Below are 12,827 nucleotides of genomic sequence, written 5' to 3' on the forward strand. Positions count from 1 at the left end.
ATGCATCATACCGCTGTCCAAGCAGCTTATCCAGCTTGGCCTGCGCTGCATCCACCTTTTTCTGCCACTTCTCCGGATCTACAGTCTCATAATATTCATCAAACAGCTTCTCAAATTCAGCTATTGTGTACACCTCATATTTGCTAGTATAGTTTGAAAGCTTGCTTGCATTGAAGCATGAAGTATTGCCATACCTGCCATAGAGTGTGAATCCGACTCCCATCACCTGATCTGCTGCCCAGAACATATTGGTATAATGTCCAACCGTGACTCCCTCCGAATCCGCCTTTTGTTCAACAGCTGTAAGCTGACTCTGCGAAGTTATGGATGAATATCCCAGCTCATCCCTTATCTTGTTAAAAGATGCCTTCTCACTGTTCCATCCTGCCGCCGGATCAGTATATCCAAACGCCAGATTCTCACATGACACCTGAAGAAGTGAATGATTTGTGAGTCCTGCACCTCTGTCCGCGCCTGACTGTGCCACCGCCATGAAATAGAAATTAGTCTTAGCCGCATTCCTCTTCATTGCCCCGACATAGTTTTCGTCTGTGTCCCTTAACGAATTAATTTTATTCAATACCGCAAATGTCGCCTTTGTGTTTTCAAGCGATATGGCGTCTTTCTTATCTCCGGTAACAACAACCTTGTTATTTCTCGATTCCGGAAGACCTGTATTATTTCCTCCCGCCCACTTGGAGAAATCTTCCTCACATGCCTCCTGCAGGACAGTCTTGGCCCGATTCAGATCATATTTCTGTTTTGTTGTCAGGTTGCTTTTCGCAAGCATCCAGTCTACAAAACCTATAGAGCCCTGATCATATACGGTCATCACTTCACTCTGATCTTTCTTCACCTGTTCCAACTCACTCTGAGCCTCTTCTATCTGCTGGTCAAGGGTACTGGCCTTAACAGTCTGAATACCTGTCGTCTGAATACCTGCCGTCAGCATCAGCACTGCACACATTACCACTGTTGCTGCTTTTTTACACAGTGTCCTTCCCGATAAGCTTCCTTTTCTTTTCATAATCTTTGATACTCCCCCTTTTTTCACATTCTATTTATATTACCCCTTTACCCACATGTACTCCGGCGCACCTATGCAGGGGATTTATTATAAAATAAGGAGACTCATTATAATAATAAACAAGTCTCCTTATCCAGTATAATATACTATTTTATTTCTCCTTGAAGGTGAACTCTTCATTCGCAAGCTTGAATCTGATTCCATCTATGAGCATCATATCCGTTCCGCTGCTTATGATCTTGCCACCAAGGTAAGTGTGGTTGGTCGACTTGTTATCTCTCAGATAGTACACGCCGTTGACATTGATAATGTAAGCATGGCGGCGGCTGACTGAATTGTTGTCAGTTACCTGATAGTCAACTCCCTGTGTAGACTTACCGATACAGAATATCGGCTTGTCGATCCTTATCCTCTCGCCTGTTCTCGTTCTTATGATGACAGGGCCGCTCTTGCCACGGTTGTTGGCTGTGAGAACTGTTGTCGAACCGTCATCGTTGTCATCAAATCCAATATCATTTGATGAGAAATCCTTAACTTCCTTTGCAAGCTTGAATGAAGAAGTTGTAACATGAGGAGTCTCAGGGACCTCTACCTTAGCCACATTGACCGGGCTGACTCCCGCCGACTTCATAAGCTCCTGCTCATCCTCAGGATGTGCTATATTGTCATTCTTCAGGTCTGTTATAAACTTATAAAATTCTGACAGATAAAATGTAGGATTGTGATCAAAGTATTTGATAAGCTCATATCCGGCATCGGATGCCTTCTTATTCGCAAACTTCATATTGCCCATAAGATCCCTTATAAACTTCTCCATATTACATCTGTCCATAGGCTTATCTATAGGCAGGAATATGAGCTGAACAGCCATATTCTGGAAGTCTATATACATATATCCCTTATTCAGTATAACCTTTCCAATGGACAGATCATTCGCCTTGAGATACATGAGCTGATCTGCAATACTGAATATCAGATCAACCAGCTCATCCTTGTGTATCTTCTTCTCAAGGAACTGATTCATGGTAGTCATGGCTGGAATAGAATATGTCAGAGCTCTCTGACCATCTATATATTCCTCATGGCAGAACGCATTATTGCCCACAAACTGAGCATTGTACAGCTCTACCTCATTGTGAAGAACCTCTACATCGTCTTCAATCTTAAAGTACAATTTGTACTCATCACACAAATACATCTTATCACTCATATAAAACCCTCCGATATTTATCGCACGATATCCATGTAAGTCCCGGAGTCAATTATTCTACTGTAACTGACTTTGCCAGATTACGTGGCTTATCTACGTCCAACCCCTTTGCATCGGACGTGTAATACGCTATAAGCTGCAGGATGACAGCAGCCGAAAATACCGTGAACAATCCATCCTGCTTTGGTATGGATATGTGTTTGTCACATACATCTTTATCATTGTACTCTTCATCCATGCTGACAAGAATGACGTATGCGCCTCTTGCCTTAACCTCGCGTATATTGGAAATCATCTTTCCGTATACAGATTCCTGTGTAGCCAAGGCTATGACCGGAACGTTCTCAGTTATGAGTGCTATCGTTCCATGTTTTAACTCCCCTGCCGCATAAGCCTCAGCGTGAACATAAGAAATCTCTTTCAGCTTCAGTGCACCTTCCAGTGACAGTGTATAATCCAGTCCTCTTCCTATGAAGAATGCATCCGGAGCCATCTTTATATAGTTTGCAACTGTCTTTACTTCATCTGCCTGCTTGAGTGTCTCCTCTATCACCGGGATAACGCCCTGAAGCTGTCTGATGAATTTCTTTGCCCTGTCCTCAGAGTATATACCCTTGACATAGCCAAGTCTGCATCCAATGAGATACATTGCAGCCATCTGTACCGAATATGCCTTGGTACTTGCAACTGCGATCTCAGGACCGGCATGTGTATAAAGGACGTAATCGCTCTCTCTGGCGATGGTCGATCCCTTTACATTGACTATGGACAGAACCTTTGATCCACATCTCTTGGCAAGTCTGAGTGCCTCGAGTGTGTCAATAGTCTCTCCTGACTGTGATGTAACTATTACGAGAGTCTTTTCATTTATGAGTGGTTCCTTGTATCTGAATTCTGATGCTATCTCAACATTAACAGGAATCTTTAACTCCTTCTCAATCATGGCCTTGCCGACTATTCCGGCGTGCATAGCTGTTCCGCATGCAACCACTGTGATGTTCTCAAGATTCTTAAACACCTCATCATCGATGCCGTCCTCAGTGAAATCAGGAAGCTCATTCACTATACGAGGAGTTATCGTGTTTCTCAGTGCCTCTGGCTGCTCATAGATCTCCTTCAGCATAAAGTGCGGATATCCACCCTTCTGAGCTGCCGTTATGTCCCATGTTATCTTGAGCATCTCCGGCTCTACCATGTTCCCCTTCATGTCCTCTACTTTGATGCCTGTGCTTGAGAGTGTCAGTATATGATACTCCGGCACAACAAAGTATTCCTTTGAAAATGATATTATCGCTGTGAGGTCTGATGCAATGATCGATCCCTCATCTGTGTATGAAGCGATCATCGGACTTACATTTCTCACTGCGTATATCTTGCCCGGTCTGTCTGCAAACATAATGCAGAGTGCAAATGAACCGGCTATAGCCTTAACAGCCTTTCTGATAGTCTCGATGGGATTGCCATCGTACAGTGTGTCCAGAAGTGCTGCTACTACCTCTGTGTCCGTCTCGGATACCAGCCTGTCGGCCAGTCCGTATTCTCTCACAATGTCGTTATAGTTCTCTATAATTCCATTATGTATAAGTGCCACATCTCCGCACTTATGTGGATGTGCATTCACATCCGTAACTCCGCCGTGAGTAGCCCATCTCGTATGGCCTATTCCACAGGTTGATCTGTACACAGGACTGTCGTCGCTGCACATCTCCCTGAGGTCTTCCACTCTGCCGGCTTTCTTCTTGATCGTCAGTGTATCATCATCATTAAGCAGTGCTATTCCCGCACTGTCATATCCCCTGTACTCGAGCTTTGCCAGTCCGTCAATAAGAATGTCCTTGGCTGGTTTCTTTCCTACATATCCTATGATTCCACACATATTAAATTAATCTCCTTTCGGCTTATAACCACGCTGTATACTGATAATATTATAATATGGCGCACTAAAAAAAGGTGAAGCCACCATACATAACAGCTATGGGTGTCCGGTCATGATTCTTTGTTTTGGAGTTACCCCCATATTTGGATATCATGTGCGCATCCAGACTCTGCGTGAAGGCATCCGCCGAATATTCGATAACCTTCAACCTCGTTATCCCTGAAAGCCAAAGCCCAGGGGTCATGGCGCTAAGATTTCTAAATCTTTCCAAAGGCACACTCCTCCTGTCCGTGCACCTAACAAAATTCTATCATGAAACATCTAATAAATCAATGCAGAAAGGCCTCTGCGTATAATCTTTGTAACATAAAATTTACTTCAGCTTTATAAATAAAAACAGGGAAACACCACGGATCCCGGCCGTGTGCCCAGCCTGTGATGCTTCCCTCATTATATCCACTATTTTATATCTTAGCTTATAAAGCATCCACCTGGGAAGTCCTTCTCGGTGGTCAGGAGTGACAGATTACCCTCAGGATCCTCTGCGCACAGAAGCATACCCTCTGATACGACTCCGGCAAGCTTGCATGGCTTGAGGTTTACTATAGCCACAACCTTCTTGCCAACCATATCCTCAGCGGAATATGTACCCTTGATTCCGGACACAATCTGCTTCACATTGTTCTTGCCAAAGCTTACCTGTGAACAGAGAAGCTTTCTGGAGTTTGGAACCTCCTCACAGGAAACGATCTCGCCGATCATGAGCTGCATCTTCTGGAACTCCTCAATGCTTATCTCCTGCTTGTCAACTACATCAGGATTGGCCTTGAGTGCCTGAACCTTTGCCTCTGCGATCTTGATCTTCTTGGTCTCAGCAGAATTCTCCTTCTCTTCCTTCTGCTTCTTGGCCTGCTCGTACATGGACTCCTTCTCCACTGGAGCGAACTCGGCAACCTTAGCCATAACTTCCTTCACGTCAAGACGGGCGAATAGGATCTCAGGCTGCTCTGTTACCTTTGTTCCTGACTTGTACAGACCAAACTTTCCAAGTTCTGTGACCTTTCTCTTCTCGGTATTGAGCTGTGCCATGATCTTCTCAGTTGTCTCAGGCATATACGGTTCAAGGAGTGTGGCACCTATAATGATGCTCTCGACAAGGTTATACAGAACTGTGTTCAGTCTGTCCTTCTTGTCCTCCTCCTTTGCGAGTGCCCAAGGCATTGTCTCATCTATGTACTTGTTGCATCTCTTGAACAGTGCAAATATCTCTGTGATCGCATCTGCAACCTTGAGCTTATCCATGCACTCTGCAACCTTATATCTGCAATCCATAACGACCTTCTTAAGATCCTCATCGACAGGCTCTGTGACGTTGGTATTTGTCACAATGCCACCGAAATACTTGTTGGACATCGATATGGTTCTATTGACCAGATTCCCAAGTGTATTTGCAAGCTCTGAGTTGAGTCTCTCAACCATGAGCTCCCATGAAATAACACCATCATTCTCAAATGGCATCTCATGAAGCACGAAGAACCTGACTGCATCAACACCGAATATATCGACCATATCGTCAGCGTACATTACGTTGCCCTTCGACTTACTCATCTTGCCATCACTCTGGAGGAGCCAAGGATGACCGAATACCTGCTTTGGAAGCGGAAGTCCGAGTGCCATCAGCATGATAGGCCAGTAAACGGTATGGAATCTCAGGATATCCTTGCCGATCAAGTGAAGATCTGCCGGCCAGTATTTATAAAACTTCTCATCGCTCTTTCCATCTACGTCATATCCAAGTCCAGTTATGTAGTTTGAAAGCGCATCAACCCATACATATACAACATGTTTTGGATCAAAGTCCACTGGGATTCCCCACTTGAATGATGTTCTTGATACACACAGGTCCTGAAGCCCCGGCTTAAGGAAGTTGTTAACCATCTCGTTACGTCTTGACTCAGGCTGTATAAACTCAGGATGCTGCTCTATATGCTTCATGAGCTTGTCCTGATACTTGCTCATCTTGAAGAAGTATGCCTCCTCCTTGGCCTCCTGAACAGGTCTTCCACAGTCCGGGCACTTGCCATCTATGAGCTGTCCATCTGTAAAGAACGACTCACATGGTGTACAGTATTTTCCTACATAATGTCCCTTATATATATCACCCTGATCGTACAGCTTCTTAAATATCTTCTGTACCTGCTTCTCATGGTAATCATCTGTTGTACGGATAAACTTGTCATATGAAGTATTCATGAGATCCCATATTCTCTTGATCTCACCTGATGTCTCATCAACGAATTCCTTTGGGGTCTGCATGTTCTCAAAAGCCTTGTTCTCGATCTTCTGTCCATGCTCATCTGTTCCTGTCATGAATCTTACATCATAACCTGCGAATCTCTTGTACCTTGCAATGCTGTCAGCCAACACGATCTCGTAGGTGTTGCCTATATGAGGTTTACCTGATGCATATGCAATGGCGGTTGTAATATAATACGGTTTTTTTGCCATTTTAAAAACCCTCCCTGAAAAAATACTACAAGCACAAATGAAATGCTTGTGCAACTTTACCGAAAAACTCCTCGGTAATTGTAAATTATATGCCTTTTTATTATTTATTGTCAAGAAGATGGGATATTAAATAAGTCTGTTACGATGGTCATTCTATAACGCTGCCAATAAACTTGTCATCGTCTCTCTCTCTCAAAAGCGCATCACATTCCTGAGAACGGCAAACATCACCGCCCCGGCAATACATATAAATATAAGTATATTGTCAAATCGCGATAATTTTCTGTTTCCATATCTTACGAATACATAATCGTTTTTTACAATTATGTATGCCAACGCCGGAAGAGCTATAAACATAAATTGATTATAAGCAAATGCCTTTGCAAGATCCAGCCTTACGGCCGCAAGGATAGCCCGTGTTATCCCGCATCCTGGGCATAAAAATCCGGTTATCTTTCTGAATATACATGGTATGGCAAGTCCTGTCACTCTTATAAATATATAATAGAGGATGCCTATCCCCACGAGGATGGCATCCCTTTTAATTATCGCATTTCTTCTTGATTTCTGTATCTGATCCATGCTCTGTATTTCTTTGTCTCCGCCGACTACTGCTGGCTGTTATCACTGCCTGAAGCATCTGCTGATGTGTTAATATTCTGATCTGACTGCTGGCCAAATGTATTCTGGTCTAAACCGGCCTGCTGACCATATCCCTGCTGATTGTATGCATTCTGATCATATCCCTGCTGGCTGTATGGCTGCTGTCCGTATGCCTGCTGGTTATATGCATTCTGGTCATATCCCTGCTGACCATATGGCTGCTGTCCGTATGCATTCTGATTATACTGCTGCTGACCATACGCATTCTGGTTGTATGCGTTCTGATCATATCCCTGCTGACCATACGCATTCTGGTTATACTGCTGCTGGCCGTATGCATTCTGATCATATCCCTGCTGCTGACCATACGCATTCTGGTTGTATGTGTTCTGATTATAACCCTGCTGACCATATCCTGTATTCATCTGAGGTATAGCCTCTGCATATTTGTTTGCAGTGTCCTGCATAAGCGCATATGCAATAATTCCAAGTCCAAATACCTGAAGAAGGACGTATAATATGCCTGAGTTGCTTGATGGTACACCGTTCTTATTCTTTATGATATCAACTTTCTCGCCCATCTTATATGCCCAGAACCATCCATAGATGTTACATGTAACGATAGTGAGCAAAAGCGACATTCCACCACTTGTTGCATCTGTCTCTCCTGACTCCTGATTGATATCGTCTGTCAGCACAACAAACCAATACAATCCATATATTCCGCATGTCACAATTGAAAGCAGAATACATATTCCAATATTCCTCTGTTTGATCATAATTGATAATCCTCCTTAAACTTAAATCCTTAATTGAATTATGTAGGACTTGTGTATGACTGCAATTATTCCACTCATATGTAAACCACTGCATAACTGCAATAAAAATAACAGAATAGCCCCGCAGACACAACTCAGTCTACGGGACTATTTTCTCATACATTTTGTCTGTACGCAACTGCATCTATACATTTTTCAATGTATATTTGTATGCAATTTGATTCATTACGCATTTTTATTGATGGTATCCTGCATAATAGCATATGATACAATTCCAAGTCCGCATAACTGGAGCAGAAGGAAAAGTATGCTTGAATTTCCTGCTGACTGACCATTCTTTGTCTTTATTGCGTCAATCTTCTCGCCCATCTTGTATGCCCAGAACCATCCATAGATATTACATGTAACGATAGTAAGCAACAATGCTACCCCACCACTTGTTGCATCTGTCTGTCCAGATTCCTGATTAGCATCGTTTGTAAGGCAAACGAACCAATACAGTGCATAAATTCCAAATGTAATGATTGAAAATACTATGCACAAAGCAATGTTCCTCTGTTTGATCATAAAATGTCCTCCCTTGATTAATTATAATTTTTATAAAATTTTATAAAATATATAAAACCATATCTATACATCTTTGTCAATAAAAATCAAAAAATTAAGCTGTTTTTTGCTTTATTATCTATATTTTATTATCTATATTTTTTTTATAATCAGGCATAAATCTTCAAATATTTACATTCATAATTTATGTGATGTCGTAAACTGTTTTACTTTTGAAACCATGTGCTATATAATAAAATTTCAGGCAGACATATCTCAACACCCGTATCCTAAATATATTGCCAGGATCCACAGATTATGTTTGTCCGTATTGCAAACAATTTATAATTCTAGAGAAAAGAGGACATTTGTTATGAAAAACATGCTTAACTTCAAGAATTTCACAGCTGATGAGCTGATGGATATTCTCAATCTGGCACTTGACATGAAGAAGAACCCTGATAAGTACGCTCACGCTCTTGAGGGCAAGAAACTCTACACTCTTTTTGAGAAGACTTCCACAAGAACATTTCTTTCATTTACAACAGGTATAACTGAGCTCGGCGGTACATATTACAACCAGCTCTGGAAGGATTCCAACTTTACACTCGGTGAGCCTGTATCAGAGATTAAGTATGTATGCAGGAATGTAGATATCATCATGGCACGTCTTGTAAAGAATGAGACAGTCGAGCTGTTCGGCAACAATGTTACTGTTCCATTTATCAACGGATGTGACAGTTCTTATCATCCATGCCAGATCCTGGCAGATGCCCTCACTATTATAGAAAAGTTTGGCAGTCTCGATGTAAAGCTTATGTATATCGGTGCCAAGAATAATGTATTCAACTCTCTTGTTGAGTTCTTTGCAAAGATGAAGAAGGGAACTATCTACGGACTCACGCCACTTGTGAACAACACCGTATGCGGCGATGACTTCTTTGAGGCAGCAAAGGCTACAGGTCACTATATTGAGCTCGATCCTACCATGAGCATGGAGGAGGCCAAGAAGTACGCCAAGGACATGGATATCCTCTACACAGATACATGGGTAGACATGGAGTTCTTCAACAACCCTGCATACAAGCAGCAGAAGGAGGAGACTCTTGCAAAGATGATGCCTTACCAGCTCAACGAGGAGTTCACAGAGGGCAGCAAGGCTATAGTATTCCACGACATGCCTATGCACCAGGGATTTGAGATCTCACAGGGCGTTATCGACAAGAACCTCAACCACATTTTGGATGAGGCTGAGAACAGACGTCACGCTGAGAAGGCTGTTATGTATACCCTTCTTAATTCTTAAAATATTCATTCTGATAACCTAAGGAGGATCATGTCAAATGAGACATTTAATAGACCCAATGGACCTGTCAGTTGAGGAGGTTGACCACCTTCTCGTGCTGGCACAGGACATCATCGACAATAAAGAGAAATACAGCGAAGTCTGTAAGGGCAAAAAGCTTGCAACTCTGTTCTTTGAACCAAGCACACGCACAAGACTTAGCTTCGAGGCTGCCATGATGGAACTTGGCGGAAACGTTCTTGGATTTTCATCTGCGAGCTCCTCATCTTCAACAAAAGGTGAGAGTGTGGGCGATACCGTCAAGATCGTCAGCTGTTATGCCGATATTATAGCTATGAGACATTATAAAGAGGGTGCCCCGATGCTGGCTTCCATGAAATCAGATGTTCCTATTATTAATGCTGGTGACGGCGGTCACAATCACCCTACGCAGACATTGGCCGATCTTCTCACAATAAAGAGAGAGAAGGGCAGACTAAACAATATGACCATAGGTTTCTGCGGAGATCTTATGTTTGGTCGTACGGTTCATTCACTTATAAAGGCCATGTCACGATACGAAGGCATAAAATTTATTCTCATATCACCGGATGAATTAAAATTACCTGATTATATAAGAACAGAAGTCATCGAAAAGAATAATATACCATATGAGGAGATTTCCTCTCTTGAGGATGCTATCGGATCTCTGGACGTTCTCTATATGACAAGAGTCCAGAAAGAACGTTTCTTCAACGAGGCGGACTACATAAGACTGAAAGATACCTATATTCTTGACAAGTCAAAGCTGGCTCTCGCTAGGCCTGACCTGTCGATCCTTCACCCGCTTCCTCGTGTAAATGAGATATCTGTTGAGGTGGATGACGATCCGAGAGCATGTTATTTCCGACAAGCACTCAACGGCAAATATGTCCGAATGGCACTCATCATGGACCTTCTCGGACTCGACAAGGATTTTAAGGCATAGGAGGAATGATCATGAATATTGACAGTATTCAGAATGGTATTGTACTTGACCATATAACAGCAGGCAAAGCCCTGCAGATATACAACGATCTTCATCTTGATAAGCTGGATTGCTCCGTTGCTATAATCAAGAATGTTAAAAGCGAGAAGATGGGAAGAAAGGACATTCTTAAGATAGATCAGGATATCGACATAAACCTTGATGTTCTGGGGTATATCGACCCGGATATATCCGTCAACATCATCAAGGACGGCAAGCTCGTTGAAAAACGTAAGATCGAACTGCCTGAGAGACTGGTTGGAATAAAGAAATGTACCAATCCAAGATGCATTACGACCACAGAGCAAGGAATAACCCATATATTCAAACTCACAGACAGAGAAAAGCGAATTTACAGATGTATATACTGTGAAGCAGACAAGTAACTGTTTACTTTTCAGTTTTATGTGCTATAATCTATAAAGTTGCGATAATCCGAGAATTATCTAAGAGGTGAAATATGGAACAGTATGTTATCAAGGGAGGTCGTCCTCTGGAGGGCGAAGTTACCATTGCGGGTGCTAAGAATGCCGCACTTGGAATACTTGCCGCTGCAGTCATGACCGACCAGGAAGTCACAATAGAAAACGTACCGAACGTCAGAGATACAAGAGTCCTTCTTCAGGCCATTCAGGGTATCGGCGCAAGGGTCCGTTACATAGACGAGCACACGGTTGCTATATGTGGTGGAACCATCAATCCGAATACCGATCTCTGTGTCGACGACGAATATATCAGAAAGATCAGAGCATCCTACTATCTGCTCGGCGCACTGCTTGGCAAATATAACCATTCACAGGTCGCTCTTCCAGGCGGATGCGACATCGGAGCCCGTCCGATAGATCTGCACATAAAAGGTTTTGAAGCACTTGGAGCCCACGTTGATATAGCAAACGGTATGATATCCGTTGAGGCTGATGAGCTGATCGGAAGCCACATTTACATGGATGTGATCTCAGTAGGTGCCACCATCAATGTCATGATGGCCGCCGTAATGGCAAACGGCAAGACTACCATAGAGAACGCAGCCAAGGAGCCACATATCGTTGATGTTGCCAATTTCCTCAACAGTATGGGTGCTAACATCAAGGGTGCCGGAACTGATGTCATCCGTATCCGTGGCGTAAAGTCACTTCACGGAACTACATATTCCATCATTCCGGATCAGATCGAGGCAGGAACCTTCATGGTTGCAGCAGCAGCCACCAGAGGCAACGTCCTCATCAAGAACGTAATTCCTAAGCATCTTGAGGCTATAACCTCAAAGCTTACAGATATAGGTGCCACTGTCATCGAGTACGATGATTCAGTGAGAGTAATGTGCAACAAGAGACTCAAAGCTACCAACATCAAGACTCTGCCATATCCGGGATTCCCGACAGATATGCAGCCACAGATGGCGGTTACACTTGCACTGTCCAACGGAACAAGCATCGTCACCGAGAGCATATTTGAGAACAGATTCAAGTATGTCGCAGAGCTTTCAAGAATGGGCGCACACATCAGAGTCGAGGGCAACACCGCTATTCTCGATGGTGTGGAGACATTCACCGGTGCAAATGTTGCAGCACCTGACCTGAGAGCAGGCGCAGCACTTGTAATTGCGGCACTTGTGGCCAACGACTTCTCTACTGTATGTGATATCAAGTATATCCAGAGAGGCTACGAGAAGTTCGACGAAAAGCTTCGCGGACTTGGTGCTCTCATCGAGAAGGTAGAGACGGACAAAGAGATCCAGAAATTCAAGCTCAAAGTAGGTTAATATATACGACATAAGGCGAAAAGCTTTTGCCGGTCAGCACTTGTCTGACCGGCAAAAGCTTTTTTATTGCAATTTTATTACTTTTTTATAACTTTTTTCACAAAAATGGTGCTCATTTGCAATAATTATGGTAAACTTAGACTGATGTAATTTTGTCATAAATACTATTTTATATATAGATTTGTTTTATGAAAAATGGAGGTT

12 protein-coding genes are annotated in these 12,827 nt (G+C 42.9%); 4 read left to right on the forward strand and 8 right to left on the reverse strand.

The window, feature by feature from the left end:
* From CCU_RS08455 to CCU_RS08490, 8 genes are all read right to left on the reverse strand, one after another.
* On the reverse strand, positions 1-1,027 hold a 1,027-nt coding region (locus CCU_RS08455; protein WP_208896118.1), incomplete at its 3' end, for a hypothetical protein.
* A 151-nt stretch (positions 1,028-1,178) separates the two neighbouring features.
* Complete coding sequence (locus CCU_RS08460) at positions 1,179-2,237, reverse strand: DUF6382 domain-containing protein (protein ID WP_015534306.1); 1,059 nt, start codon at positions 2,235-2,237, stop codon at positions 1,179-1,181.
* 52 nt (positions 2,238-2,289) lie between these two features.
* Positions 2,290-4,113, reverse strand: a complete 1,824-nt coding sequence (gene glmS, locus CCU_RS08465) for a glutamine--fructose-6-phosphate transaminase (isomerizing) (RefSeq protein ID WP_015534307.1) — start codon at positions 4,111-4,113, stop codon at positions 2,290-2,292.
* 64 nt (positions 4,114-4,177) lie between these two features.
* Positions 4,178-4,384 carry a hypothetical protein gene (locus CCU_RS08470; RefSeq protein WP_117549755.1) on the reverse strand — a complete coding sequence of 69 codons (207 nt, stop codon included), beginning with the start codon at positions 4,382-4,384 and terminating at the stop codon, positions 4,178-4,180.
* Between the two features lie 200 nt (positions 4,385-4,584).
* Positions 4,585-6,621: a methionine--tRNA ligase gene (metG, locus tag CCU_RS08475; RefSeq protein ID WP_015534308.1), complete on the reverse strand. Its 2,037-nt coding sequence runs from the start codon at positions 6,619-6,621 to the stop codon at positions 4,585-4,587.
* Between the two features lie 192 nt (positions 6,622-6,813).
* Positions 6,814-7,203: a DUF2752 domain-containing protein gene (locus CCU_RS08480; protein WP_015534309.1), complete on the reverse strand. Its 390-nt coding sequence runs from the start codon at positions 7,201-7,203 to the stop codon at positions 6,814-6,816.
* A gap of 26 nt (positions 7,204-7,229) precedes the next feature.
* Complete coding sequence (locus CCU_RS08485; protein WP_015534310.1) at positions 7,230-8,003, reverse strand: DUF4234 domain-containing protein; 774 nt, start codon at positions 8,001-8,003, stop codon at positions 7,230-7,232.
* Positions 8,004-8,228: 225 nt separating this feature from the next.
* Positions 8,229-8,570: a DUF4234 domain-containing protein gene (locus CCU_RS08490; protein ID WP_004852487.1), complete on the reverse strand. Its 342-nt coding sequence runs from the start codon at positions 8,568-8,570 to the stop codon at positions 8,229-8,231.
* A 352-nt stretch (positions 8,571-8,922) separates the two neighbouring features.
* On the opposite strand from CCU_RS08490, the gene CCU_RS08495 reads away from it, so the two are divergent.
* The 4 genes from CCU_RS08495 to CCU_RS08510 all read left to right on the forward strand — a co-directional run bounded on the left by CCU_RS08495 (position 8,923) and on the right by CCU_RS08510 (position 12,623).
* Positions 8,923-9,855 (forward strand): ornithine carbamoyltransferase, encoded by a 933-nt coding sequence (locus CCU_RS08495; RefSeq protein ID WP_015534311.1) that lies wholly within the window; start codon positions 8,923-8,925, stop codon positions 9,853-9,855.
* Positions 9,856-9,892: 37 nt separating this feature from the next.
* The gene (pyrB, locus tag CCU_RS08500; RefSeq protein ID WP_004852491.1) at positions 9,893-10,822 is read left to right on the forward strand and encodes an aspartate carbamoyltransferase; all 930 of its coding nucleotides are present in this window, start codon (positions 9,893-9,895) and stop codon (positions 10,820-10,822) included.
* 11 nt (positions 10,823-10,833) lie between these two features.
* A complete protein-coding gene (locus CCU_RS08505; RefSeq protein WP_015534312.1) occupies positions 10,834-11,247 on the forward strand; it encodes an aspartate carbamoyltransferase regulatory subunit in 414 nt (137 codons plus the stop codon).
* A 74-nt stretch (positions 11,248-11,321) separates the two neighbouring features.
* Entirely contained in the window at positions 11,322-12,623 is a 1,302-nt protein-coding gene (locus tag CCU_RS08510; RefSeq protein WP_015534313.1) for a UDP-N-acetylglucosamine 1-carboxyvinyltransferase, read from the forward strand.
* The last annotated feature ends 204 nt before the right edge of the window (positions 12,624-12,827 follow it).

The sequence above is a fragment of the Coprococcus sp. ART55/1 genome, assembly GCF_000210595.1.
In the GTDB taxonomy this organism is placed as follows: domain Bacteria; phylum Bacillota; class Clostridia; order Lachnospirales; family Lachnospiraceae; genus Coprococcus; species Coprococcus aceti.